Origin of the sequence: Vreelandella titanicae (assembly GCF_014697095.1) — a bacterium.
Classification (GTDB): domain Bacteria; phylum Pseudomonadota; class Gammaproteobacteria; order Pseudomonadales; family Halomonadaceae; genus Vreelandella; species Vreelandella titanicae.
Genome location: NZ_CP059082.1, coordinates 3246937 through 3272300, shown reverse-complemented (window position 1 = coordinate 3272300; position 25364 = coordinate 3246937). Strand labels below are relative to the sequence as shown.

The 25364-nt window shown below is 49.9% G+C and carries 34 protein-coding genes and 1 pseudogene; 8 read left to right on the top strand and 27 right to left on the bottom strand.

What is annotated here, in order from left to right:
• Window positions 1-20 precede the first annotated feature (20 nt).
• Genes HZS52_RS15040 through HZS52_RS15020 form a run of 5 tightly spaced genes read left to right on the top strand, consistent with a single transcriptional unit; the run spans window position 21 to window position 3195 of the window.
• Complete coding sequence (locus HZS52_RS15040) at window positions 21-587, top strand: isochorismatase family protein (protein ID WP_041158566.1); 567 nt, start codon at window positions 21-23, stop codon at window positions 585-587.
• Window positions 580-1587, top strand: a complete 1008-nt coding sequence (locus HZS52_RS15035; RefSeq protein ID WP_190373090.1) for a GlxA family transcriptional regulator — start codon at window positions 580-582, stop codon at window positions 1585-1587. Before HZS52_RS15040 ends, HZS52_RS15035 begins: the two co-directional genes overlap by 8 nt.
• 44 nt (window positions 1588-1631) lie before the next feature.
• On the top strand, window positions 1632-2435 hold the full coding sequence (locus HZS52_RS15030; protein WP_223827937.1) for a helix-turn-helix transcriptional regulator: 804 nt from the start codon (window positions 1632-1634) through the stop codon (window positions 2433-2435).
• Window positions 2436-2487: 52 nt separating this feature from the next.
• Complete coding sequence (locus HZS52_RS15025; RefSeq protein WP_161463552.1) at window positions 2488-2943, top strand: carboxymuconolactone decarboxylase family protein; 456 nt, start codon at window positions 2488-2490, stop codon at window positions 2941-2943.
• Window positions 2944-2988: 45 nt separating this feature from the next.
• The gene (locus HZS52_RS15020; RefSeq protein ID WP_190373088.1) at window positions 2989-3195 is read left to right on the top strand and encodes a YrhK family protein; all 207 of its coding nucleotides are present in this window, start codon (window positions 2989-2991) and stop codon (window positions 3193-3195) included.
• Between the two features lie 50 nt (window positions 3196-3245).
• On the opposite strand, the gene HZS52_RS15015 is transcribed toward HZS52_RS15020, so the two are convergent.
• The 19 genes from HZS52_RS15015 to HZS52_RS14930 all read right to left on the bottom strand — a co-directional run bounded on the left by HZS52_RS15015 (window position 3246) and on the right by HZS52_RS14930 (window position 15985).
• On the bottom strand, window positions 3246-3527 hold the full coding sequence (locus HZS52_RS15015) for a putative quinol monooxygenase (protein ID WP_190373087.1): 282 nt from the start codon (window positions 3525-3527) through the stop codon (window positions 3246-3248).
• Window positions 3528-3550: 23 nt separating this feature from the next.
• A complete protein-coding gene (locus tag HZS52_RS15010; RefSeq protein ID WP_190373086.1) occupies window positions 3551-4102 on the bottom strand; it encodes a GNAT family N-acetyltransferase in 552 nt (183 codons plus the stop codon).
• 141 nt (window positions 4103-4243) lie between these two features.
• A complete protein-coding gene (locus tag HZS52_RS15005) occupies window positions 4244-4735 on the bottom strand; it encodes a RidA family protein (protein WP_041158568.1) in 492 nt (163 codons plus the stop codon).
• A 145-nt stretch (window positions 4736-4880) separates the two neighbouring features.
• Window positions 4881-5339 carry an HIT family protein gene (locus tag HZS52_RS15000; protein ID WP_141440954.1) on the bottom strand — a complete coding sequence of 153 codons (459 nt, stop codon included), beginning with the start codon at window positions 5337-5339 and terminating at the stop codon, window positions 4881-4883.
• A gap of 282 nt (window positions 5340-5621) precedes the next feature.
• Entirely contained in the window at window positions 5622-6149 is a 528-nt protein-coding gene (locus tag HZS52_RS14995) for a GNAT family N-acetyltransferase (RefSeq protein ID WP_190373085.1), read from the bottom strand.
• Window positions 6150-6323: 174 nt separating this feature from the next.
• Entirely contained in the window at window positions 6324-6707 is a 384-nt protein-coding gene (locus HZS52_RS14990; RefSeq protein ID WP_479715076.1) for a GFA family protein, read from the bottom strand.
• Window positions 6708-6755: 48 nt separating this feature from the next.
• Window positions 6756-7145 (bottom strand): LysE family translocator, encoded by a 390-nt coding sequence (locus HZS52_RS24440; RefSeq protein ID WP_263364897.1) that lies wholly within the window; start codon window positions 7143-7145, stop codon window positions 6756-6758.
• 11 nt (window positions 7146-7156) lie between these two features.
• Window positions 7157-7381 (bottom strand): hypothetical protein, encoded by a 225-nt coding sequence (locus HZS52_RS24435; RefSeq protein WP_223827935.1) that lies wholly within the window; start codon window positions 7379-7381, stop codon window positions 7157-7159.
• A gap of 51 nt (window positions 7382-7432) precedes the next feature.
• Window positions 7433-7810 carry a nuclear transport factor 2 family protein gene (locus HZS52_RS14980; RefSeq protein ID WP_190373084.1) on the bottom strand — a complete coding sequence of 126 codons (378 nt, stop codon included), beginning with the start codon at window positions 7808-7810 and terminating at the stop codon, window positions 7433-7435.
• A 70-nt stretch (window positions 7811-7880) separates the two neighbouring features.
• On the bottom strand, window positions 7881-8399 hold the full coding sequence (locus HZS52_RS14975; RefSeq protein ID WP_190373083.1) for a class IV adenylate cyclase: 519 nt from the start codon (window positions 8397-8399) through the stop codon (window positions 7881-7883).
• A 98-nt stretch (window positions 8400-8497) separates the two neighbouring features.
• Window positions 8498-8917, bottom strand: coding sequence for a MarR family winged helix-turn-helix transcriptional regulator (locus HZS52_RS14970; protein WP_223827934.1), 420 nt, complete (start codon window positions 8915-8917; stop codon window positions 8498-8500).
• A gap of 333 nt (window positions 8918-9250) precedes the next feature.
• Window positions 9251-9811, bottom strand: coding sequence for a hypothetical protein (locus tag HZS52_RS14965; protein WP_022523101.1), 561 nt, complete (start codon window positions 9809-9811; stop codon window positions 9251-9253).
• 65 nt (window positions 9812-9876) lie between these two features.
• Window positions 9877-10320 carry a hypothetical protein gene (locus tag HZS52_RS14960; RefSeq protein ID WP_190373081.1) on the bottom strand — a complete coding sequence of 148 codons (444 nt, stop codon included), beginning with the start codon at window positions 10318-10320 and terminating at the stop codon, window positions 9877-9879.
• A 130-nt stretch (window positions 10321-10450) separates the two neighbouring features.
• Window positions 10451-10936: a YehS family protein gene (locus HZS52_RS14955; RefSeq protein WP_027957590.1), complete on the bottom strand. Its 486-nt coding sequence runs from the start codon at window positions 10934-10936 to the stop codon at window positions 10451-10453.
• A gap of 96 nt (window positions 10937-11032) precedes the next feature.
• The gene (locus HZS52_RS14950; protein ID WP_009287042.1) at window positions 11033-11455 is read right to left on the bottom strand and encodes a hypothetical protein; all 423 of its coding nucleotides are present in this window, start codon (window positions 11453-11455) and stop codon (window positions 11033-11035) included.
• Window positions 11456-11720: 265 nt separating this feature from the next.
• Window positions 11721-12155 carry a GFA family protein gene (locus HZS52_RS14945; protein WP_190373080.1) on the bottom strand — a complete coding sequence of 145 codons (435 nt, stop codon included), beginning with the start codon at window positions 12153-12155 and terminating at the stop codon, window positions 11721-11723.
• 60 nt (window positions 12156-12215) lie between these two features.
• Window positions 12216-12641, bottom strand: coding sequence for an N-acetyltransferase (locus HZS52_RS14940; protein ID WP_027957592.1), 426 nt, complete (start codon window positions 12639-12641; stop codon window positions 12216-12218).
• A gap of 432 nt (window positions 12642-13073) precedes the next feature.
• Window positions 13074-14156, bottom strand: a complete 1083-nt coding sequence (locus HZS52_RS14935) for an NAD(P)/FAD-dependent oxidoreductase (RefSeq protein WP_190373079.1) — start codon at window positions 14154-14156, stop codon at window positions 13074-13076.
• On the bottom strand, window positions 14156-15985 hold the full coding sequence (locus tag HZS52_RS14930) for a LodA/GoxA family CTQ-dependent oxidase (protein WP_190373078.1): 1830 nt from the start codon (window positions 15983-15985) through the stop codon (window positions 14156-14158). Before HZS52_RS14930 ends, HZS52_RS14935 begins: the two co-directional genes overlap by 1 nt.
• A gap of 428 nt (window positions 15986-16413) precedes the next feature.
• On the opposite strand from HZS52_RS14930, the pseudogene HZS52_RS14925 reads away from it, so the two are divergent.
• A pseudogene (locus HZS52_RS14925) lies at window positions 16414-16593 on the top strand (transposase); the annotation flags it as partial.
• A 146-nt stretch (window positions 16594-16739) separates the two neighbouring features.
• On the opposite strand, the gene HZS52_RS14920 reads toward HZS52_RS14925, so the two are convergent.
• Both HZS52_RS14920 and HZS52_RS14915 read right to left on the bottom strand, forming a co-directional pair.
• Complete coding sequence (locus tag HZS52_RS14920) at window positions 16740-17162, bottom strand: VOC family protein (RefSeq protein ID WP_141440946.1); 423 nt, start codon at window positions 17160-17162, stop codon at window positions 16740-16742.
• Window positions 17163-17278: 116 nt separating this feature from the next.
• Window positions 17279-17716, bottom strand: a complete 438-nt coding sequence (locus HZS52_RS14915; RefSeq protein ID WP_190373077.1) for a VOC family protein — start codon at window positions 17714-17716, stop codon at window positions 17279-17281.
• Between the two features lie 104 nt (window positions 17717-17820).
• Here HZS52_RS14915 and soxR point away from each other — a divergent pair, with 104 nt between their 5' ends.
• The gene (gene soxR, locus HZS52_RS14910) at window positions 17821-18303 is read left to right on the top strand and encodes a redox-sensitive transcriptional activator SoxR (RefSeq protein ID WP_190373076.1); all 483 of its coding nucleotides are present in this window, start codon (window positions 17821-17823) and stop codon (window positions 18301-18303) included.
• 23 nt (window positions 18304-18326) lie between these two features.
• On the opposite strand, the gene HZS52_RS14905 is transcribed toward soxR, so the two are convergent.
• Complete coding sequence (locus HZS52_RS14905) at window positions 18327-18734, bottom strand: hypothetical protein (RefSeq protein WP_190373075.1); 408 nt, start codon at window positions 18732-18734, stop codon at window positions 18327-18329.
• Window positions 18735-19047: 313 nt separating this feature from the next.
• On the opposite strand from HZS52_RS14905, the gene HZS52_RS14900 reads away from it, so the two are divergent.
• Complete coding sequence (locus HZS52_RS14900) at window positions 19048-20244, top strand: DEAD/DEAH box helicase (RefSeq protein ID WP_190373074.1); 1197 nt, start codon at window positions 19048-19050, stop codon at window positions 20242-20244.
• 56 nt (window positions 20245-20300) lie between these two features.
• Here the strand turns inward: HZS52_RS14900 and rho are convergent, their stop codons facing one another.
• The 5 genes from rho to HZS52_RS14875 all read right to left on the bottom strand — a co-directional run bounded on the left by rho (window position 20301) and on the right by HZS52_RS14875 (window position 24946).
• A complete protein-coding gene (gene rho / locus HZS52_RS14895) occupies window positions 20301-21257 on the bottom strand; it encodes a transcription termination factor Rho (protein ID WP_190373073.1) in 957 nt (318 codons plus the stop codon).
• 605 nt (window positions 21258-21862) lie between these two features.
• Window positions 21863-22663 (bottom strand): hypothetical protein, encoded by an 801-nt coding sequence (locus HZS52_RS14890; RefSeq protein ID WP_223827933.1) that lies wholly within the window; start codon window positions 22661-22663, stop codon window positions 21863-21865.
• Window positions 22664-22756: 93 nt separating this feature from the next.
• Window positions 22757-23350, bottom strand: coding sequence for a hypothetical protein (locus HZS52_RS14885; RefSeq protein WP_190373072.1), 594 nt, complete (start codon window positions 23348-23350; stop codon window positions 22757-22759).
• Between the two features lie 102 nt (window positions 23351-23452).
• Window positions 23453-23911 (bottom strand): hypothetical protein, encoded by a 459-nt coding sequence (locus HZS52_RS14880; protein WP_190373071.1) that lies wholly within the window; start codon window positions 23909-23911, stop codon window positions 23453-23455.
• Between the two features lie 87 nt (window positions 23912-23998).
• Window positions 23999-24946 (bottom strand): hypothetical protein, encoded by a 948-nt coding sequence (locus HZS52_RS14875; RefSeq protein ID WP_190373070.1) that lies wholly within the window; start codon window positions 24944-24946, stop codon window positions 23999-24001.
• Window positions 24947-25364 lie beyond the last annotated feature (418 nt).

Sequence of the window (25364 nt, the reverse complement as noted above, 5' to 3'; positions counted from 1 at the left end):
TCAACACGGTGAGATTAGCCATGACCCAGCCTAAAACCGCATTACTATTAATTGATGTTCAAGCCTCGTTCCCTGCCCGCGATTACTGGGTAGAATCACTGGCTCAGGCGTGGCGTCCCAAGCAGCGTGCGGTGCTGAACGCAGCCCAGACCAACGATATACCGGTTGTGCGCATTCTGCATGAGGCACCTGGCAGCCAAGGGGCTTTCGACCCTGACGGTGGCCTTATTCGTCCGCTTGATGACTTTAACGATGAAGTGGCGGTAACCTTTCAGAAACGTGCGCATAACGCGTTCAGCGATACCTCACTAGAAAGCTGGTTACGGGAGCGAGGCATTGAACGGCTGGCGATTAGCGGTATTCGTACCGAGCAATGCTGCGAAACCACCGCACGGGTGGCGTCGGATTTAGGGTTTAGCGTCGACTTTATCAGCGATGCTACCCTAACGTTCCCCATGACACGCCACGGCATCACCTGGTCAGCAGATGATATTAAGGCGCGCACCGAACTGGTACTTGAAGACCGCTTTGCGCGTATTATCAGCACACAAGACATGATCAACGAATGGCAACCCCCCCGTGAGTGAAGAGCAACACAATAGCCAACCGCCATCCACAAGAGCCACCACCTTGCGGGTGGCGGTACTGATGATGCCCGGCCAAGTGCCACTTGATTTGGTTGGCCCACTTCAGGTCTTACAGTGTGCTGACCGGCTTTCGATAGACATTCAGGTGCGCTATCTCGGCCCCAAAGCGGCCATGCAGTGGCTAGGGCCGCTGACCCTTAGCGGCATCGATCCCTTGCCTGAACAGCTTCCTACTCAAGATTTACTGCTTATTCCTGGGCAGTACCGCAATAGCCTTGAGCCATTAGCGCAGCAAGAGTGTGTTGCTTGGCTCAAAGCGAATGCCCACTATGCAGATACGCTGATGACCGTTTGCTCAGGCACGCTATTACTGGCAGACGCGGGCCTGTTAAAGGGAAGACGCTGTACCACCCACCACACGCTAATCGAGCAGTTACAAGCCAAAGCCCCACAAGCAAAGGTACAAAGTGATTGTATCTTTACCGAGGACGGGCGCTATTTAACCAGCGCGGGGATTTCGACCGGCATTGATACCATGCTGTACTGGCTTACCCGTGCTTGTGGCCATTCACTGGCCTTGGCGGTAGCGCGAGAGATGGTGCTGTATCTTCGTCGCAGTGGCCAGGAGCCTCAACTGGGGGCCTGGCTTGAGGGCCGCAATCATGTGGATGCACGGCTGCATCGCGTTCAAGATGCAATATGCGCCGCCCCTTCGCAAATCTGGCGTGTCGAGACATTGGCGGCTCAGGCAGCCATGAGTGAGCGTCATTTTCGGCGCCAATTCAAAAGCCTCACCGGCATGCTGGTGGGCGACTACATTATGGGGTTGCGCCTGCAGCGAGCCAAAGCGTTAATGACCGAAACGACATGGACGCTAGCACGTATCGCCGAAGCATCCGGATTCGGGGATGAGCGGCAGCTAAGGCGCAACTGGGCTCGCCAGGAAAAAGCGCCGCCTAGTGTATGGCGCCGGGCCAGCTCCCAGACGCTGCGTGATTGAGTTAATGTGCGCCATCATTAAAAAACATACCATTGGTTGACGCCATGACCGAATTCATCTTGCCAAGCAACGCCAACTATCTTAATTTTCGGCATCGCCTGCCTGATAAATGCTTAGCCCCATGGGTTCAGTGCCTTTGGTCAATGGGTCGCCCAGGGCATCTCACTGAATCAAGAACCGAAAAGTTCTACCCAGATGCCGGTGCTAGCCTCAGCATCAAGCTCACCAGCCCCCACCCCATCATCACACTCTGTTTTAACAAAACCACGTTGATAGAGACACTCGACACCACCGCACCCTGTCTGGGCATTCGTTTTAAAGCAGCCGGCGCCCACTGCTTGCTGGGCTTGCTACCCGAAGCATTCACAGATACACACTACCGCTTGGATAACGAGCTTGAACCACTAGGATTGCAAGGATTAATACCTGTGGTAGAGCGCCTCTACCAGTCGGACTCGCAACAGGGTTTACGCCTGCTGGAAACATGGTTGTTACATCGACTAGAAAGCCAGTCACCCGCCAATAGCCGTATCACTACGATTGTTCAAGCCATTGGAGAACTACAGCTTCCCCCCCAACAGTTAGGTGCCACGCTAGGGTTTACTCGACGTACTCTGGAGCGCAAATTAAAACGTGAAGTGGGCGTTACCCCAGGCCAATTAGTGGCCTATGCCCGACTGAACCGAGCCCGCCATGGACTGCTTGCAACCACGCTGCCCCTAACGGAAATAGCCCTGCAATGCGGCTACTATGATCAAGCTCACTTCACCCATGCCTTCCAATCACTTGCCTATGAAACGCCCGCCGCCTATCGCAAGCGCAAACTGTCGCAAATTTACAAGGCGTAAAAAAACCTCGACGTTAAGCTGAGCTCTCAACTTACTCACCGAGGTCACCCACATGTCTACTCGTATGTCTCAACAGTCTGTATATCGCCTTTGCCCCCGCCTAGCTAAGCACCTGACGGCACTAGGCGACGTTGCCCCAGACTCAACGGTTAATCGCTCGATAATCCACTTGGTCAACCTACGTGTTTCGCAAATTAATCACTGCTGCTTTTGCCAGCACATGCATTCTCAAGAGGCCAGAGACGATGGAGAGCATCAGGTTCGCCTGGATGTATTGCCTGCTTGGCGTGAAGCGCCCTGCTTCAGCACACAAGAGCGCGCCGCACTCGCCTGGGCCGAAGCACTAACACTGGTCAGCCAGCAAGCGGTGAGTGACAACGACTATCAAAACGCCCTAGCTGCGTTTGGTGAGCAGGGGCTAATTGACCTCACCGCCATTATTGTCCAAATCAACAGTTGGAATCGGGTATCGGTGGGCTTTCAGTTTGCACCGGACATCAGTATTTAAGCACTGTGAGGCTCTTGAAAGTAATATTTCAGATAAGGAAATAAAATGAACAGTGAGATGGCGCAGCATCAACAGCTACCCAACCTACTCGGTCTCTTATCAAGCTTATTTTTCTTCTTTGGCAGCCTTTTATTTCTTCCCGCTTTTGCGAGCTACGCAACCGTAGGCGTATGGTGTTTTGTAATGGGCTCACTGATCATGTTCATTATTTACGTGATGAGTATGAAAGATACTGGTAAGCAGCGCGGCTAATAGAGCACACATACGAAAGTAAGAAACGTCGGTTATAGCCGCTGGGTTAGCTACCCAGCGGATTGCTGACTGTAATGCCTTTCAATATTGGCTGAAACCTTACCCCAGGCGGAGGATTTCACTCTAGATTGATGTCGCTCAAAAGCGTCTCGGTCAATGAACTCTTCATACACATCAAATCGATAGGGGTTAATAGTGCATTGAACAACCTCAAAAACGAGGCAGCCGGGCTCAGACAGGGTTAACCGCTTATGGTTGATGAGCTCTGCTTTAACAGCGTCCAGATCCGGCTCGGGGACGATGATAAATCCTTTCAGTATGACCCTTGGCATTAAGCCTCCTCAGCGCATTACCATCAAACACCTATCGTGCCCACGGCATTGTTTTGTAATGCATGCCATTGCTGCAACGTTAACCGGTACAGCCTCACTGGACGGCCATGAAATTCAAGATTCTCGAACGCAGAAAACCCTGCTTTCTCTGCGACCTTAAGTGACGCACCATTTTCAGGCTCAATAATAACCACCACCGACGATAGCTGCTTTTGGTTAAATGCATTATAGAGTACCGCTTGCACTGACTCAGACGCCAGCCCCTGGCCCCAGTACCGTTTGGCTAGTCGATAGCCTAGACCAATCTCCTCAACACCGTTGACCTCTTCGTGACTGACACCGCAAAAGCCAACAAGCTTACCGGATCCCTTCTCGACTAAAGCCCATGGCCCGATACGGTGAGACGCATAGCTCTCCAAACACCACTCGATAAACCGCCGAGTCGCCGTTTCATCGCAAACGCCTCGAATCGAATATTTCATGACCTCAGGGTCGCTGAGAATATTGGTCAACTCGGGAACATCGTCTAAGGACAACGTTCTTATAACCAGCCTCTCCGTTTCACAAATTTGCACCCTTTCCTCCTTGTTGATGATGCTCTCGGAAAGCGCTAGCTCCGAACCCGATTGATTTCCGGCAGGAGTGTGCCTTTACTGAGCCTAAGCCCTCGGCGTTTGGCAAAAGCTACCAAAAGTGGGGACAGCTCAAGGAAGAGGTTAAGCGTCGCGATGGTGTGGCGAAGAGCCTGAAAACTCAACGATGGCTTCAATTTCCACAGCAAACCCCTTCGGCAATGAGCCAACACCAATGGCAGAGCGTGCATGCTCACCGCGCTCACCAAGAACGGTAACAAACAGGTCGGAACAACCGTTGATGACTTCAGTGTGAGAAGTAAAGTTAGGATCAGCATTGACCATACCAAACACCTTCACGACACGCTGAACCCGATCAAAGTCACCCAGCGCTTCTTTAATGAGCGCAAGGAGATACAGGCCAACCTCTTGAGCGTACATCCGAGCCTGCTCAACAGTGACTTCCTGCCCAACTTTTGGGACAACAACTCCCTCTTCTCGCAACGGAGCACCCTTACCTGACAGATAGAGCATGTTGTCCGAAATGGCATAGGAGCGAAAGCTGCCCCTTGGCGTGGTAACGACGGGTAGTTCCAATCCCAACGAACGGATACGCTCTTCCACGGTTGATTTCATTACAGGCTCCACGTATATGCTGTTAAGGTTTTAATGACAACGCGCACTGGTGCTGGTTTATTAAAGATCTAGACGATAAACATTCCACTTCTTGATCTCACTGAAACCAAAACACGATATAACAGACTTAACCATGCTAGTTTAATTAAATATTCGTCCTGATTTTGGCAGCGAGATCCGTTAAAATGTTATCGTCTTCACGTTTATAGTCATGGGACGAAATATAGCCTTCATACCGATCAAAATATTTGTTCACGCTAGACGCAATAGGCTTGAACGCCGAATGTTGACCCGTCCCGTGCATAGGGAATAGTTTCGCATGTAAATGATCCACTCCATAACCCTCGAATATCATTCCCGTACGACCAACATCATCCAATACTTCATCAAGCAGCAAAGCCACTCGCTTTGAAGCCAATACCAGCGCCGTAACGACATCATCATCTTGAGCAAACAGGTAGCTTGGAACATGATGCTTCGGAATGACCACTGAAAACCCAGGTGTATTCGGATAAATGGACAGAAAGGCCAAGTGATTTGCGTCCTCCCATATCTTGTGACATGGAACGTTACCAGCCACGATCTCACAAAAAACACAGCTCATGTTCACTCCTTGATTTCACTTTATACTCCGTTGTTCAGAGACAGCCCAGGTAGAGCGATGCGGTAAAAGGTCAGACTACAGATCAGATCCATGATTGATGCCGTCGCTAACCGGGACACCTTCCAAATCACAGGGGTTAACGCCTTCTAAGCACCCAACATTGAATCCATACACATTGGAGTTCAAGCGCGTTTGGTGATGAGTGTAGATGCCGCAATTTGAGCAGAAGTAGTGTTTAGCGAAGGCTAACTCAGAGCAAAAGCACCCCGAGACTAGCTTTTATTAACCCCTGAACTCGTAGTGGAAAACGTCCCTATACTCCCCGTTCAATTGTGGGGCTTGATAAAACTTTTCGGTTCTTGTCGTGAATCTAAAACCTGCTTTGGCTAAAGCCATTTGAGCAGCGACGTTCTCGACGTCAGTGAAGGTGCTAACTCTTATTGCGTGATTTTCTGCGAGCAAGTGCTGTGCGGTAAGTACCAACGCCTCTGCTGCGTACCCGCAACCTCTATATGGTCGCCCGATACCAAAGTGAACAACCATTGAGTCTTTACTTTTTACAACGGTTACCAACCCTATGGCACCTCCTTCCCTGATGGCATCTACAACCCAAATACACTTGCCTGTTAACGCCATACTTTCAGGAACGGAAAGATTTTGAAGCATCTTTTCAGTTTGTTCGGTTTCAGTGTGAGGGCGCCGTGCAAGGTATTTTGCTGAGCCTAAATCACCCGTATAGCTTTTAAAGATTGGGGCAATGTCTTCAGGCCAGTAGTACCTCAAAACTAGCCTTTTGGAAGCCGTAATCATGTTTGGACCCTTTACGTCGCCACAACAGCGCAGTTCCCCTGCTTCCAGACGAAAAGACTTTAATTTATATCATCTTTCAGGCGATGGATATGGATGGGGTATCCCAAAGCAACCTCGATATCCGGATTTAACCAACCGGGTAGGCACGCTGCACTAGCACTTCCTAGCTCTCCGCTACAGATCAGATTCATGGTTGATACCGTCGCTAACCGATACACCATCCAAATCACAGGGGTTAACGCCTTTCAGGCACCCGACATTGAATCCATACACATTGGGGTTCGAGCGTGTTTGGTGGTGGGTGTAGATGCCGCAGCTTGAACAGAAGTAGTGCTTTGCAACGCCCGAATTGAACTGATAGAGCTTTAGATGCTCAGCGCCGCGGAGAATGCGAAGACCGTTCAATGGTACATAGGCCATAACAGCGCCTTTGCGCCTGCAAATAGAGCAGTTACACCTTTTCGGGTCAACAAGCCCCTCAGGCAGATCGAGTTCGAGCTCCACCATGCCGCAGTGGCAGGTAGCCCTGTGCCTAGGTTGAATGTTAACTCCGCCCACTTGCTTGACCACAGCCTTCTCCCTCGTATCTATCGCTGGCGAGGCGTTTTATAAGTTAGCATCAACTTCCTTCAGACCTAGAAGCACCTCTGCGCCAATCAAAAACGATCCAGATACCTTACCTAAGTACTGGCGCGCTGATGACTTTAGTTTCGTACTAACCCATTCAGCTGATTTACCGTAGGAAAACAAGAAAACCGCATCCATGATGAGATACGTGGCACTCAGTATCGCAAACTGATGCAGAAGGGGCTCAGATGGGTTAATGAACTGTGGAAAAAGAGCAGCGAAAAAAATAACGGCTTTAGGGTTTGCGGCTGAAGTGATAAAACCTTGCCAAAACAAGCTTTTTTTCGACCGCCCCTGATTCGCCACACCTACATGGCCCCCACTCTTTGAGAAGATCAACCTTAGGCCTAAGTACGATAAATATGCCACCCCCGCCCACTTCACAACGATAAAAAATCACTGGATTGCTGAACAATGCTCACCAAACCTATCGAGGCGACAATCATTTGTAAAAAATTGGCTGACAAATCGCCAGCAGCGGTAAATAGCGACCGTTGGAAGCCATTGCTAACGCTATTGGAAAGCATCAAAAGCTGGCTAGGGCCCGGTGTACTCATCAAAATGAATACGGTGCTGACATACAGAAGCCAAATTTCCGTTCCCATAGCTCCTCACTTTTCAAAATTAAAGTGTGTAACGCCCGCAGAATCAACGATCTAAGACTGAACCTCAAAAGGAGAAATAGCCGTACCTTGGTTGTAAACCATTTTCCAGTCACTTCCCTCTTTCCGCCATATTGACGTTCGCCGAGAATAGCTTGTACCTAAGCCATTTTGACGACTGATAGCAACCCTATAAAAGAGCTGAATAAGATCAGAGCTCAATCTCCGGTGCTCAAAGTCCTGAGATATGGCCGACCATGCGGACTCCTGCGGCAAACAATCAAGGACACTATCTAACCCGAAAAAATCGCCTGATGCGCCGATCTCCAGGAAATCCGAGGACAGTAAAGACCGCAGCTTCGCCGGTGACCTGCGCACCTCGAAGCTAAGCAAGGCTCTTTCCTTTTCTATCAGATCCGCTTCGATTTCCATAGCTGATTACCCTAACGTATGAACTCGACAACCTTCGCGGCTCCTTGGTTAGAGCCTATAGAATCAATGGTTAGCCCCCCTTTTCCTCGAGCAAGTCGACATAAGCGCCTTCAATGAGCTGGGATGACTCGATACCGAGCTGATCCAATAGGCGGTGCGCGACTTCCACACCGGGCTGTGATGATTCACTGGAGGAAAGTACCACTTCAAGTTCAAGAAAGTGCCCAAGGCCCTCCACTCTATCGAGATGTACACGAGTCCTGTCAACAAGATACAGCGTGCGATGTTTTCGAACACGGCCAACTTCACCATAAGCCAGCGAAAGCGTCTCTCGCAACGCCTCAGGCTCATCGGTTTGCGAGCGAACGTAAAACGATTCTTTCGGGCCTGCCTGATTGGCGCGCCGGTAAAAAATGAGTTCGCCGTGCTTTTCTGAAAACACCCGAAGCTTCAGCCGACCAGCCTCACAATGGAAGAAGGTATCGTCTTGCACTATCTCAGTAGGCCCATTGTCCGCGATCTTAGCCACCTTGGATTCGAGCGCTTCGATGTTGTCGATACGTGCTTTGATCTCAATATTTCTGGCCATGGTAAGTGCCTCCGCCGCTTTCAGTGGCATGTTCGGTGCAAACCCTTGAAATCTGCTGACTGGTCTATCAAGAGTCAATGCCCAGTGGGCAAGCAAAACTACAACACTTCCTTTAACAGCTTATAAAACTCATCCAACTCTTTTTTATCAAGTGGTTCGAGCAATGCGGCAGAAGCGTGTTTAAACGAAACTTGCGCATCTTCATAAATTTTTGTCCCAGCTGTGGTAAGTGCCACCAGGCTGACTCTGGCATCACGAGGGTTTTCCTGCTTCTTAACCAGCCCTATTTTCTCCATAGGATTTAAAAGGCGAGTAACCCCTGATGGGCTCAACCCAACCTGTTCAGCAAGATCGCTACGGCGTACTTTTTGATTGGGTGCGGTGTATAGCTGATTGAGAACCAGATAATCGGACAGACCAATACCATGCGCAGAAAGCGCACTGCCAATCCGTTTTTGGATTTTACTTTGCAGGTTGATGACACTTAACACCAATCCTGCCTCTATATTTTCCGACATAGTCATTATTCTTGCGCGATGGTTGATTCCACAAATATATACTCAAATGATTGCGCAGTCAAACATATTGCAAGCAAATGGTCGTTAGCGGTTATTGATGACCGAGTGAAATGCCAAGTTAGCTGCTCTCATGCATGTATGCACGAGGCTGACTCTCCTAATTCATGACAAAGAGAATTAGAATCCGTCCTTCATCTTCAGGATAAAATACGACACGAAGGCACCACTGCTTCCCATTTCGAGAAAGGCATTAACGCTAAAGCCTACCTTCACCGATGCTTATATAGCGCAATTTTGCTGCCTTCATTCCCAAAAAATTGAATTAATTGTTTTCTAGGCTTTGAAGTTGGGTGGAGTGTCCCAAAGCTGCACCTCGATATAGAGCTCAAAATCTGTTTCCCAATAGCGCTCGTAAGGAATCTCGTGATCATTGGCAGGGATTCCGAAGCGTGTAACGAGCCTACTCACCTCATTAAGCAGAAACACTTGATTGTAGTAAGGCTTGTCGTCTCGGGTTAGCGCAATAAAGCTATCCGGGTAAGTCAAAGACGTTACTTCGGGATCGAGCTCAGAGAGAGGGATTCTAAGCTCACCTTGGTTTGCGTTCAGGTCACGAAACCAAGGGGATTCTCCAAGCACTAGATAGAAGGGATGATCGCGGCGCGGTTTACCTCCACGCGCAACGAAGAGTTCACGCAGCCGAGCCTCAACCTCACGTCGGACTCCTATGTAATTCCTACCGTAGCGCCGCCGGTAACCGGGATCACGCTGATGACGAGTTAGGATATCTTGAAATACAGGATCTTCCGAGCCAGCAGGAAGCTCTGAGAGACTCCGAAACGGGCCTGTCTCTCGCAAATAATAGTGGGTAGCGAAATCGGGTAGCCTGATCACTGTTTCATGCCTTCGGCCAAGCTAATAGCCATCAAACGCCCCGTTGAGCGACATATCAAAGCAACTTATTGACACGCCCTAGCCTGGCTAATGAAATCCTCTAAAAGAGCATTCGCTCGCTCGATATCCCGCTCGTAAATAAACAAGTGATCGAATACGGCACCACACTGCGGGCCAGCTTTAATGCCGTGTTCATTTAGCACTCGCAGAACAGGGCCGAGAAAACCAATCACATCGAAAGGAAGCTCGCCATCCGTTGATACAACTCGAAACGGGCCAAAGCTATCTCTTATCGAGACCTCAGTTTTTAAGCGTTCAAGAGCCGCCTCGTCGACTATCGCGGATACACCTGCCTGATCGCGAATTAAACAGCTGTACCGAGCATCGCTTGCCACGAACACGTTAGCCACATTTTGAGCGGATGTATCGCTAAGATCGAGCATCCAGTAGCGCTCAGGCCAGATTTTCAATGTCATATTCGCCCATACCGCCATTGGATCTATAGACATTACACTCTCCTGTTAGACCGCCAATAACCGCTCGATTCGACAGCTGTTAAAACGTCACATCGAAGCCGCAGCTGGCCTATACCGTATGATACAAAGTGCTGCAGTATTATATGAATTCAGGCGATTAAGCTCAGGACTCAGAGCTTGAAGCGTCCTGATTTGGCCGCAACTGAAGCTGGATGCCGAGTAAGAAATTTCGCAGCACCTGATCTTTACACTCTCGATAATTCTTATGGCTGGGCTTGCGGAAAAACGCGCTTAATTCATGGTTACTTAGATTGAAGCCAGCCAGTTCAAAAGCAGCCAAAATATCTTCAGCCTTTAAATTCAGCGCAATGCGCAGCTTCTGGAACACCATATTGTTGTTCAACTGCGATTCTGGCACGGGCTGTGGCCCTTCGCGCTTACCACGCTTAAAGCTAATGAAGCCGTTCAAAAACGCCGCTAGCTCTTTGTTCTTCATGGTGACAAAGGCGTCGTCGTCATCCTTTTTCAGCCAGGCCGTTACCTGCTCTTGAGCCACGCTGACCTCTGCCAAGGCGAAGATATCCACGATGGTGCTGTCTTTTAAATCAAAGGTGTAACGTATACGGCGAAAAATATCGTTATTGGTCAAAATAGTGTCCCTAGTCTTAGGCAAACCCAGCACAATCAGGCTTTATGTGCATCTACGTTTATCGTGAATATGATTAAAACCAGCAGCTTAAATAAACTAACCTGTGGTCAGTTTCCCAAGCAGCTCGTCAATTTCGTCTTTAAGCTCGCCATCTTCAATTTTATTGGCAGTGACTTGGGCATTTTTAAGATTACTGATAGCCGCATCGGTTTGGCCCAGTTCAACCTGCAACTTCGCCATGGAGAACGCAATGGATGACATGTGATCTTTTGAGTTAACGGCGACGGCCTTTTCAAAGGCTTTTTCGTAGACTGCCAGCGCCTCATCCAGCTCTTCCGTGAAGTCAGCCAAGGTTTCCCACTGCTCTGGATGATCTTTATCGGTGCTCTCATTCTCGGTGCAAATAGCTTCCAACTGCGCATAGAGCGCATCAAAAGCCTCTCTATCCTCTTTATCGGCAGCCTTCATGAGCTTTTCAGCGAGTTCGTAAACCGCCTTGTATATTTTGGTGTTAATCATGAACGACTGCCTTTTCTCTATTGAAAATATAGTAACAAGTAAACAAACCTGCTGAAAATCAACGTATGTAACGAAGCCATCCCACCGTCACCGGTGGCATTATACCCTTTGGGGATGGCTCTACGGGCGATCATTTTACGGTTTTTGTGCTGGGGTGTTGGTATGTTTTGCTTGAGTGGTCGTCTTAGCTGCTCGCGCCATCAGACCACTCCTTAGAGGCATTGGAGGACATTTCAGCTACCAATGGCAAAGATTCGACCTGCATTCAACGACTTGGCTTCTGCAATGCCTGGTTAAGCGATTCCAAACTATCAGGGCCACCATCTAAACGAACACAGCCATCTGATTCTGACGCCCAAGAAGCCGATGAAGAAAGGTGAAGATGAATAGATATTTGCGACACAGCCACATCATTCAGCAAACCAGCGGGAACCCACACCAACCCCGTGTCTCTCAGCTGGTTGGGTACCAGACTGCCGCAGACCGAGCAAAAATCATTCCGATAGCCAGTTGGCTTCTGAAAGGTACTGATTTTGGATTGGCCGGAAAGCCAGCGGAAGCTATCCGCTTTTACAAAAGTGGCCGTATTTGACGCAGACCCTGTCGCTTTGCGACACAAAGAGCAGTGACATTGATAGAAGTTCGGCAGTTCCCCTTCGATTTCGAACTTAATTTCCCCACACAGACATTCACCGTTCACCGAATATTCCTTAATGCTATACACCCTCGATCACAAACCGCTGCTAATCGCTACACGTTGTTAACAGTAGTGCTCCATGATGAATTCAGGATAGCCAGTTTGTTCGTCAATCTGCTCACTTAATGCAATGAAGCCATGTTTTTGATAAAAACTGATGCTGGAAGCGTTCTGCCTATAGACACTTAGCTGTAAACACGCCCTTCTGCTCTTAGCATCTTCAATCAACGCTGACCCTATACCATTTCCCTGCAGGCTTGGTAGCACAAAAACTGCTGCTAACGTATTTCCATAGAGGCAATAAAACCCTGTAATCTGCTCATCAGCCTCAAATACAAAGGTCTCTGATGCAGGGATGTATATATCCCGCATATCGCTAACTTTTGACTGCCAAAATTCAGAACCAATAAAGGAGTGGGCTTTAATCGAAGCTGAAAGCCAGATATCCAAAATTTGTTCAATATCCGCCTCACGGTATTTACGAATCATCTAAATGTTCCTAACGATGGTCAATGGCGCCAAAGGCGGTACTGAAAAGCTGCCTAGCCCTGGATAAGGTTGCACCTGAACCAGCGCAAGGCAGCTTCATAAATTTAGGCCGGTATGCTTTGTCTTCCTTAGGGTCAATCCGTTCCTTCCATAGGAGTAATTAGCTCTCATCACTTCCTGAAAGCCTTTTTGCTTCCAAGTCCCACTGAAAGATCCAGGAATTTTAACAGGTTATTCTAAAGATATTTCATGGTGCATCAAAGCTAAATCTATTACGGTTCAGCACCCCGGAAGGTGCTGAACTGCTTATTAAGTAGCATCTTGATTTAAATTCCGCTCGGCCGGGATATCGCTTAGCGCCAAGTAATGTTCGTCGTCACCAAAGTGCACCCATTTACGCGATTTACCATACCACTCGCCATGGCCTTCAATTCACTGCCTTCGTTGCCAGAAGGCCTCCTGACTGAAACGCCTTGGCCCCTGGTAGCTGGCCTTGAGATGCCAGAGATATCGCTGGCTGACTGCTTGCATCTCCTGCTGGTAGGCACCGAGTGATTGGTGCAAGCCAGACTCGATGGCCTTGGCCGCACTGGTTGCCGAGGCCAGGGAATGAAAGAGCCCTTGTGAAGCCAATGGGTCGAAGGCCAGCAGGGCATCGCCGATAGCCAGAAATCCCGGCCCCGCCTTCGGCAACTGCCCTACTTCCAACAGAGAAGTACCCGCCGGTCGGCCGCGTATACGGGCGGGAGCCAGTCCCTCCAGCACCTCAGCCAATAGGGTATGTTCCCTGGCTCGGGCCAGAAAGGCATCGGGGTGACGCAACAACTGACGGCATAGCGGATCATCGACGTCCATATGGTAGGCCAACACCCGTTGCCCTTGAGGCAGGGGCACCGTATACCACCAGCCACGGGCATCCGCCTGAATGCGCATAGTAGCGTCCTGGCTCTCGGCCGCTTGGTCCAGGAAACTGTAGAGGCACAGCAAAGGATCATCAGCATCGCGCCGTAACCCCAATCGGCGTCCCAAGTACCCACTACGGCCCGTGGCGTCAATCATCACAGGCGCCCTAAACGATCCCAGTGTTGTGTCCAAGTACCACTGGCCCTGACGGTGGCGGATATCCACTTGCTTGCAGCCCTCCCCCAGCGTCACCCCGACATCCTGGGCTCGCTGACGCAGCATCTGCTCAAATTCCTGCCGATCTAGATACCACCCAGGTCCGGCCGGATCCTGGATGGCATCCCGCCAGACCGGCTTATCATCGTCCCACACCGATACTGCAGCGCCCCGTTCCCGGTGTCCCGCGTCCCGAAAAGCCGCCATCAAATTAAGGCGCTGAAGCAGCACAGCTGCTGCTCCCGGCAGGGACTCACCAATGGGGGGCGTCCTAGCCAGGGAAGCCCGGCGTTCCAGCACCAGCACCCGCTGCTCCGGCCGCAGCAGAGTGCCGAGCGCCAGCCCAGCAGGTCCGGCACCGACAATCACTACGTCGAAGGGGCGATAGTCGGCCATTAGCGGCCGCGTCGTTGTTCGATCAACAGCTTCCGCATGCCTTTGTCTGTGTCGTGCCGCTCCTCGGTCGTCATGTCACGGCCGCCTCTATCTTCGACCTGCATCTGCGGCGGGAAGTCGGGATCCCCACTGAGTCCTGGCCGCACCTCCACGATCCCCATCTGATCGAAATCAGTCACCATTCTCGCCAACTGTTGCTTGTGGTCAGGGCCCAGGGTGCGGTCCCAGTCGGCGCGATGATGGTAGGCAGCTAGGCGCTTTTCCCTCGGCAGCGAGTCGTTCATCACCGTGTCATAGTTCTCTTTGCTCAGCACCTGATTGGGTACCCGAGCGGGCCAGAAGGTGGGCAGATAAGGATCGTATTCGGTGTCGTAGCCGGAGCGGCAACTGGCGGTGTCGGTTTGCCAGGGAATGGCCATCCAACGGGTGATAGAACCGGGGGATTGGCCGTACAGAGGACCGTTATAAGACTTCACCATGGCCGGAGTCAGGGTCGTACCGTAGTCCGGCTCCGAATCTTCGGGACTGCGGTGGCGCCAGCGGTAGGGTTCAATATACATGGTGCTGTGGCGTACCGGCCAGGTCATCTCACACCCCGGATGGAAGGCATCGGCAATGCAGAACTCTAGCGCAGCCCTATCCAGTATGGTGGGCTGCTGCTCCAACGGTACCTCGTCGATGCTCTCAGGGGGTTGCCGATTCGGATCGTAGTCCGCCTCGAAACCCCCTTCTGCCCACTTATCTAGCAGAGCCAGTTGAGTAGTGGTCAGGGCATTCATGGCGTCAGGCACCCTAGGCATGGGGACGTTCATGGCATCGCCATAGATCCAGGGCCAAGGCTTCATGGAGATATCGCCGTCCTGGGGATTGCGGAAGCTATTGGCCACGGTGCGCCTGAGTTCGGCGTAGGTTTCACCCGGCTCGGCCAGTTGCAACAGGTAGCGGGGCTCCAGGAAGTACTGGGGCATGCCATAGCCGAAGCCAGCGGCAAAGCCCGCATTCATCCATTGTAGATCGCACATGGCTTTGAGGATGGGCAGTATGTCGTCGGTAAAGGAAGGCCTGGTGGGTGCCGGTAACTGGCCAGCTTGGATAGCCACATCCGTCATCAGCGCATACATAGTACGCACTGCCTTCTGCTGGGGGCCATAATTGGGCGGAGCCACCACCACCCAGGCTGGAGTCACGGCAATCGGACGGCCATCCACCAATACTGTGGCCGTCACGGGACCGTCACTGGTGTCGTCATACCAGCCATCATTATTGGCGAAGGTGGTGGGGGGCTTTCCATGGTAGGAGGCGGAGCGCCCATAGCCGCCGAAGACCTGCAGCCGGCCAACGGCGTCGGTGCGCAACTCCCCCAGTGGCACCTCTATTCCCATGAACGTGCCGCCCTGAAACTGAGCCGCGTCGGAACAGGTATTGATGCTATGCGCGCCTGGGGTGATGGACAGATTGTGCCGATCCAACGCCACATCGGCGTTACGACGCGTAGAAGGCACTGCCATCTCCGCTTCAGGGATATCCAGCGCGAGCTCGAAGTTGTACCAAGCTGCTTTATGGTTAGCTACTTCCACCGTCCAGGTAATCTCGGTGGAGGCATCCATGGTCAGCTCCCGCACTACCCTACCGTTGCCGTCGTAAGCGTAGATGCGGAATTCGGCCACCTCGCGCTTCAAGGCACCGGTGGCGTCCCGGTAGGCGCCCGGCTCCCTGGGCAGCGGCTCGGTGACCTGGGGGCCGATGTAAAAACCCTCGCTTTGCTTGGAATTGCCCACCCTGGCGATACCAATGGCCGGGTGAATTTTGGCGTAAGCGATCTCAGACATCTGTCACTCCCTTTTTGTATGGGACGACACCATGAAGCGAAGATGTTCTGGCGCCGCATAGGCTCATGAATCTCTGAACTGTAACTGAAGAAATAGTAAAGCTGGATCAGCGGTACACTGCTGTTTACCAAGATAGAACAAGACAGCCACTTATTCACTGCAAAAGGTGAAATTTAATTTGGGTCTCATCTATTCAAATTGTGCTGCTACCTTTTACAAGGTAACTGGCCTCCCCCGCTTAAGCGTTTATTAAACACAACCCAAACCATTATCCCCTACGATTTCCAAAATCAGTCGGTGTAAACTCATAGCTGACCTCTAAACACATGAAGGCAGCTATCCAGCCTGAATTCATAAGAGCTCCTCGCAAAACCCTTGAAATAGCTCACCTACGTGCCTAGCTTAGCTATTATGGTTAAGAAGATTGTCCTGATAAACTTTGGGAAATTATTGAGCCGCTCTTGCCACTGGATCCACCCAAGCCTGATGGTGGTGGGCCATGTGTTTCCAACCGTGCCGCCTTGACCGGCATCCTGTTTGTTCTTAAGTCAGGCATCCCGTGGGAAGTGTTACCTCAAGAAATGGGATGGGGTTCCGGCGTCACTTGCAACACGATAAGAGCGGCGTACTGATCTCCGCCATGCGTTCACTTTGCTGGGCGGGCTGCTTACTGATTGGCTTTAAACAGCTCACACGACAGTTTTGAAAGAAGCTCAACAGAGCACTCGGCAACAGAGGCGGTATTGCTGTGCCCCTAAGTTTCCGATCTTTCAACCGTTAAGCCGATTTCCTGTCCATACGAAATTTCTAAAACATGTCCATCAGGATCATTTATGAATGCCCAATAGCCTACCGGATAGCCGCTATCAGTCGCCTCCCGGGACAATATTCCTTCGCGCCTAGCTTGGTCACATAAATCATCTACTTCACTCTTGCTTTTACAACCAACACCCAGGTGGGCAAAAGGCCCTAATATAGGAACCGGATTACTGCTTTGTACTAACACTAATACAAATGGCCGTGATTTATCTGACAACCAGACGACTCGCTTGTCAATTTCCTTATCTGTTCGCTCATGAATGACAGACATGTGGGCGTAGCGCTGATAAAAATCAATACTTTGATCTAAGTTACTTGCTGATAACGCAATGTGCGTAAAGCCGACATCTATTTTCATTATCAATCCAAAATTTCTAGTTTTCAAAAAGAGACTTTCTGGCTCGTTATTGCTTACAAACCCCTGCTTATCAAGAGCATGCTTGACTACTAAACACCGCTAATTGTCTATCTCTCCTACGTTGCTGTTTGCTGAGCATCGCGGTTTAAATTCCGCTCGGCCGGGATATCGCTTAGATACTCGACAAACTCCACCTCAAACCCAGCCGGATCGACAAAATAGACATTCTTGCGAAACGGCTCCACAGCTCCTGGTTTGGCAATGGCATAACCCGCGTTATTCAACCTGGCCACAACGGCATCCAGGTTATCGGTCACATAGGCAAAATGGGCCAGCCCAACACTGTGACCTTTCAGATCGCGGTTTGCCCCTTCGCCATGATCGCTTAGCGCTAGGTAATGTTCGTCGTCACCAAAGTGCACCCATTTACGCGGTTTGCCATACCACTCGCCATGGCCTTCATCGCGTACCCGCCAATGCGGGAATACCGCGCGGTAAAAATCCAGGATGGCATCCATATCATCAACGACCAGATTCACGTGTTCCAAGTACATAAGAGTCTCCTTGCGTTAAGTGAAATGGCAGGATAAAACCTCAACTTCACTTGAGGTAAAGCTGTTTTTGGAAAAAAATGGCAAAAAAGATTCAGGAGTGCGTGATGGCAGAGGCAATTTGGAGTGTTGGCAAGGTGGCAAAGCGCTGCGGCATTAAAGTCAGTACCTTGCACTTTTACGAACAGCAAGGGTTGATCCAAAGCTGGCGCAATGCGGGCAACCAGCGCCGTTACAAACCAGAAGTGCTAAGGCGGATTTCGGTGATTAAAGCCGCGCAGAAAGTCGGCGTCAGTCTGGATGAGATCAAGCGAGCTTTTGAATCACTGCCCAATAACCGCACACCGACGGTTGAAGACTGGCAACAGCTTTCAAAAAACTGGCAACAGATGCTCGATGGCCGGATTGCTTATCTGCAAAAGCTGCGTAGTAACCTGGCAGGCTGTATAGGCTGTGGTTGCCTAAGCATGACCAGTTGCCCGCTCTACAACCCGGAAGACAAGCTGGCGGAATCAGGTAGCGGCCCAGTCCTGTTGGATCAGGCAGAACAGAAAGCGAGAGCTCAGCAAGAACCAAGCGCTAGCTCATAGCGCTTATTAGCAGCCCTCAAGCATTAATCTACACGAATGAACCACTTGGGTTTGATGCGATCAAAGTCGCGACGGGTGTTTGTTTTCAGGGCTTTTTTGGAATCCAGCACCACGGCTTCCCGCTCACTCCTAACAAACACCACCCAATGCCAGAAAGGCCTGCCCTGCTCTATGCGCCATTTGATCGCCAACAGCGCCTTATCTGGAAGGCGCTCCCAGGTATCGAACGGCGTCTCCGTGGGTGCAGCGGTGATTCCCAAAGCACGCAAGAGCTTACGGACGTACTCGGTGTCTGACCAAAGCGCTGTGTCTTCGGCATAGATACCCAAAGCGTTTGCTTTTTCTTTGGCCTGGGCATAGCTAATGCCCGCAAGAACAGCACATGATGCGATGCCACAGCCGGATATTTCTTCTTGAATGACGGGGTTCATTTAGTTACCAATGCTCTCCATGATGATTCCCTAACAGCCTTCACCCACTTAAGGCCAGCCACATTGACAAGCCCTCTTGATAAAACCGATTTCAGCACACTTGGATTCTTTGTCATAGCTGAATAGCATTATTCGTTTCTATAACAATCTAATTAGTAAACTGAATCATAACTCAACGACATAGCACTCAAAATTAAAACATCAGACCCTGAAAAGCAAAACGCACTATTCGAGCAACGAGCGCTTGCTTTTACGCTATACTGCATCATTTTTCATTTTCTACACACCTTACGACCATCGGTCAGAGCTCCTAATGCCATTTTCAAAACTAGGATTATCCAGTCCTCTTGTTCAAGCGATTACCGAACTAGGTTACAACACGCCAACGCCCATTCAGGAACAAGCGATTCCTGCCATTCTCTCGGGTAACGACTTAATCGCCACCGCACAAACAGGCACAGGTAAAACCGCTGCATTTGTTCTTCCTCTGCTAGAGCGATTCAGTAACGCGGGCACGTTACGTGGCAAGCGGATACGTGCGCTGATTCTCGTGCCGACCCGTGAGCTAGCGGTTCAGGTCGAAGCCAATGTGGCTCAATACGCTAAACACACGCACCTAACCTCTATGGCGATGTATGGCGGTGTGGATACCGAAGCGCAAAAAGAGCGCCTAATCAAAGGCGTGGATATTCTAGTCGCCACGCCGGGCAGATTGCTTGATTTGGCGCATCAGCGTGCGCTGCATTTTGACGAACTTAAAGTCATGGTACTGGACGAAGCGGACAGAATGGTCGACATGGGGTTTGCCGACGATATCCATAAAATCATAGATCGCCTGCCTGAAGACCGTCAGAACCTACTGTTTTCGGCCACCATCACAGACGACGTTCGCGCCCTCGCCTACGATTTTTCGGATCGTCAGATGACCGATCTGGCGGCTGAAATATCCATTTCTCCCAACGTCCGCGCCGCCGCTAATGTCAAACAATGGCTCATCACCGTCGACAAAGACACTAAGTCCGCCTTGTTGAGCCACTTGATCAACGAACAACAATGGGATCAGGCGCTCATTTTTACCGAGAAAAAACACAATGCGGCCAAGCTGGTTACTCAACTGGAAAAACGCGGCATCACAGCGGACTCTATCCATGGCGATAGAAGCCAAGCCATGCGCGAAAAGATTTTGGCTCAGTTCAAATCTGGCGAGCTAAAGTACTTGGTCGCCACGGGGGTAGCCGCGCGTGGTTTGGATATTGATGAATTGAGCCGGGTGGTGAATTACGATTTACCTTTTAAGCCAGAAGAGTACATCCACCGCATTGGCCGGACCGGCCGCGCGGGCGCCTCAGGTGAAGCCATCTCGTTAGTCGACATGAGTGACTTTAAAAACCTTTGCGCTATTGAAAGACGCTTAAAAAACACTATTGAACGCAAAGAGATCGCAGGCTTTCCGGTACGAAAAGCAGTACCTGAATCAAACTTGAATTTTAGTAAACAAAGTAATCGTTAAAATTTACCCAAGAAGCTCACCTCTTAAAAAAAGGTGAGCTTTTTATTATAGATGTTTCATGAAGCTGGTAAAAACGCATCTAATAGCTCGGCATTAGTGGGATATTTATCCAATAAATTAAGCAACTTCTGGGCGCCTTCTACTGGCTTAAGCGTTGTCAGCGCTCTCCGCAATGTGCGTACTTTTTCAATATCCTTTGCATCAATCAACAGCTCTTCTCTACGGGTACTGCTTTTGGCAATATCGATCGCCGGGAAAATCCGTTGATTGGCCACTTCGCGTGATAACACGAGCTCCATATTGCCGGTGCCCTTGAACTCCTCGAAAATCACCTGATCCATACGGCTTCCCGTATCCACCAGCACCGTGGCCAGAATGGTGAGCGAACCGCCGTTTTCGATCTTTCTCGCAGCGCCAAACAGTTTTCGTGGTATTTCCATCGCTCGGGAATCCAGCCCACCCGACATAGTGCGACCATTGCCCCGCTGCTCGGCATTATGAACCCGCGAGAGTCTGGTAAGAGAGTCGATCACAATCATCACATTATGCCCCTCGCCTGCTTGCTTACGCGCCGTCGCAAGGAGCTGATCTGCCATACGCACATGGTGTGTGTAGCTTTCGTCTGAAGACGATGCATGTACTTCTGCCGACACACTGCGCTTAAAATCGGTCACTTCTTCCGGGCGCTCATCAATCAGCAAGGCATACAGCTTTATGTCAGGATGAGCTTCTGCTACGGCCTGACAGATATGTTTTAACATCGTCGTTTTGCCAGAGCCTGGCGGCGCAACAATCAACCCCCGCTGCCCCATACCAATGGGCGTAATCAAATCCATCGCTCGCACAGTACGCTCTTGAGAGCCAGGCTCTAAATAAATGCGTGGGGAAGGATGAATAGCGACGCCATTTAAAAAGCGTTTTTCGGGATCATCCGGGAATTGATCTTCAGCTTTGTCAGCTGGCTGGGCGTCTAACTGCCTTTTTGTTTTCAAGCCTAGTGTTTTTCTGGTCATAATATCGATGGCTCGCCTTTAATAGCCTGAATTAATAGAATAACTGCAGCGCTTTGAAAATGATATTAGGCTTGCAGCACCACTGTATCTCTCAGATAGAAGGGATGCCTTTTGAGCTTGGTATCCTGATCACCCCTCACCTATTTTCCTTGATCCCACCAAAACTTAGCCGTCTACAGAGTTTTTACAGTTTCAACGCCCAACCTCAGCGCACGAATTGGAAGCGCAGCAGAGCCGTTAAAACGGCCCACTGCAGCCCTTGTATAGCAGTTTACTCGATCCAGAATCCGGCAATCTCGCTTTCCTGCATAGCCAACTTTACGAGGCTATCGGTCTCTGAGTTTGAAGGCACAACCTTCCATAGGTGAACGCTGAAACCTTGCCCCGTTAATTCAGTGGGTAGCCTATACACGTTATCACTAGCCCTACCACACGGATGATTTTGTAAACGTACAGAAGAATCTCATCGTTCACATTCAGCTCTATCTCTAATCGAATATTGATGTTCACTTATTCTCACCTCCTGCTCGTAGCAATGAGGCAAGCATAAGCTTCAAACAATATGCCCACCTATGACACAAAAACGAAAATTTGCCGGGATTGTGTCATGGCGCTGTCCGTATTATCTGCCTCTCAGTTAGCGTAGGATCATCAAATACAGTTGCAGTAGTCTTGGTAACTATTTCTCTCAATGGCTGCCGAGTTTCACGACGGATCAACTGCGTCATCTTTTTAATAAAATAGCTACGTCTAGCGTTAGGATGATTTGGCTTTTCAAGCTTGACTGGTGATTCCTCAGTAAGCAGCAAATTTACGTCCGCATCTGATTCCAAATCCGCCAACCTGCGCAGATTCGTAGATAGCAAGCCAGGATTGAAGTCCGGACAATTTTCATATTCAGGTTGAGTCTTCGCATACTGCTCAGAGTCTATTTTATGATCAAATAGCTTTAACGAATGGCTAACCATGCTTTTAAGAACTCGCTTCCTTCGCTTATCAAAGTACTTTTCCTGAAGATATTGATCATAACTACGGAGCTCTATTAAATCCGCAAGCTTTAGAGAAGCCTCTCTCACCTCTTCTATCCAGCGCTTATACTCTTTCGTCGTGAGATTATGAGGCTTGGTCTCTATATAAAGCCATGACAACCTAACCATGCTACTGAAAACCGTTGGCTTTATTTCATATTTCGGGAGCTTCTCCCAGACAGTTTTCATGTCGGGGTAAGTCAGCAATCTATATAACAGGTCAAATTGAGCGGTATCAGGCTCAGCTTCTGGGAAGCGCCCTTGCCAATAGGCCACTTCCTCTCGCTCTTCTTCCCACTCTGAAATTACTTCTTTCGGAGCCCAGTCCGGAAACTTCTGATTATTCACAATAAAAGAATCTTCAATATTTTGACTCAAAATTTAGTTCTATTTCATGCTAATTTAAGCTAGCATCCGCAGCTACGAAATGGAAGCGAAGCCGCAATGTAGTAGACGTCGCGATTAGCCTTGTTATATTTTCTGGCATAACTGATCACCGTAGACGCGCTTACCAATCAATTCGAACACTTCCTCGTGGCTCTCATCCCAGTCGTTCAGAAGCTGGAAAATATTCGCTTGAAGATAAAAGTGACCACTAGCATGATTGGAGGAGTACCCTTCGACTCGGCCAATACGCATAGCGTGTCTGTCGAGGATAAAACTATGCTGATCGTCCCCTCTACCTCGGTTAGGCGAGTGAGCTGAAAAACTGTTTCTAAAACTTACAATCTCTGCAGTTTTGATTGGCTCCAAGCCATCAGTAACACCAAGCTCTCTGCACAATACCAAGATAGCCTGCTGTTGCATGTAACAGGCGTTGAGAAGGCCGTAATATAGTAGATATAACGTACCAAAATCTATGTTCTGAAAGTCTGCATTTCTGAAGGAAGCTTTCGCCAACTGAGTGTCCTCCAGAAGATAAAAAGCATCCAGAACGAAATTGTACGAACGTGAATTCTCAACCCCGACGAAGCGATACAAATCACTGTCACCTTTATCGTGATCTGTAGCGATACCAGATAGATCTGAGCGAATCGCCTGAATAACCTTATCAATTTTGCTCATTAATCTCCTCAAATATAACGCCCAGCTTAACCCAACAGCAGAGAAACCCACGGTCAGATTAGAGTTGTTGTTGGACGATCTACATTCGAACACTCGAAAGTGTCACGTTTCTGGGGGATCTTCAACGCACTTCAGAGCATCCCGAACCCGCAGAAGACCGGCGGAATACTTGTCCACACCCCATTTCGCCTTTGTCAACACTGTAAGCAATAGACCAAGCATAACCGTCAAGGCCCAGTTGCTGTCCCCAAAGAAGTAGGCAGTACCCAACCCAAGTACCCCAATCATCGCGGCGTAAAGCTTGCTGTAAACTGTCAAAGATGTAGCGTGGGCCTCGGCGCGTTCACCCCAATAGGCAGGATTCCGCGCTTCCCCACCTTGCTCCGCGAGCGCTACGCGAAGGACTCGATCTAGGGAGGTCACCCGCCCATAATCGACTTCTCTAACACACTGAAAGTGTTCTGAGCTTTCGCGCAGAGCTGCGACAAAAACACCGCAATTGAACCTTGCAGCCTTCCGCTGCTGTTCAAGCTCCGCGATACCTTTTTGGATAGGATCCATACGCCACCTTGACTCCTTCATCTCCCCGTCGTCCAACTCATTTTGGGCTTAGCGACCCCACGCACCTTCCAGAGCCACATTGCATGGTTACCCGCCAGTTAAAATCGCACCAATTGAAAGGATTATAACTGGGATCGCTAATAGCCCTATAATGATGAATATAACAACACTAGCTGCATTGGCTTCAGGTGTTCCCACCACGTTTAAGAAGCCAATGCTGGCTAACTTTATCTTTTCCAATGCCGCCGTAATCTGATAGGAAACCGCGATACCTAGCAGCGAAGCCTGGGCGGTCGCAGCGCAGTAAAATATCAGCGGTTCCGGCATGAAGTAAGTAGCAAACCAGCCTTGGCTAGTCACATGAATAGTGGTGGGGGGATGGAGAAGACTCAATGAAGATGCCATGTTAGAGAATGGCGCATACGGCATAACCGGCAGAGGGTCGGTCGGCGCCAGTTCTGAGTATAGCCAAACCATGTCTTCCACCCTGAAGAAATGCACCACAATGCTGAACAAGAAGTAGATCAGCACAATGCTAGAGGCAACCAAGATGTAGAACCACCAAGAACAGAACCCTCTTTTCTTACCGCTCCGCACCGACAGCTTTGTCAACTGAACAGCACAAAACACTAAAGCAATGGTGGCTATGACTCCTTTCGTATAAAAATCATGCGCTGCCTGCCTCATTGTAGGAGGCAAAGAAACAAACAAGCTGCTCGTTTGATTCTTAAATATGTATACGTATAAAACCCAGGTCAGGAAGAAACCAGCGGAGACAAATAATGAGAACAAGGGGACCGTAATTAGCTGCCGCCTCGCCAGGATTTCTTTACCAAACAAAGTTTCGAAATAAGAAGACCACAACTGCGAGAACTGTTCCAACCGTGGCGCACCGAAGGTATGCGCCTGAAGAACCCTAATCGTCGCGAGCCGATTCTTTTTCGTTGCGAGCCCGACGCCAACCATAACCCCGGTGGCAGTGGCCAAGACAGTGATCGGAACCATCACGAGCGCAACAAAGTCAACAACATTCATCTAACACCTCGCAACAGCGCCGCACATTATTTAGCTTGCTCCTTTGGAGCCCAACTGAACGCTGAGGCGCGTGAACTTTGCGAGCGTCGCCTCATGCGACTTGTTGTGCTAGTCATTATCGAGTCCCGCGAAATACCGACTAGAACATTCAGGCATAACACTGCCGGGAATGCCCCAGTTAACAATATGCAGCTCACGGGCAGTACTACTCGGCCCCTTCATGTACTCGGAGTTCAAAGCGGGGAGATGCACAGCAATGAGAAGAGACTCAACCCCACGGATCAAGTCCGGATCGTGCACGGATATGTTTGCTTCTGAGACGATGCCCGCGTGAATGAATAATTCCTTCTGAAACCAAAACCGCCCATCCAAGTGCTCTCGAAGACGTTGGCGAACGCCCCGACCCGTAATTGAGGCT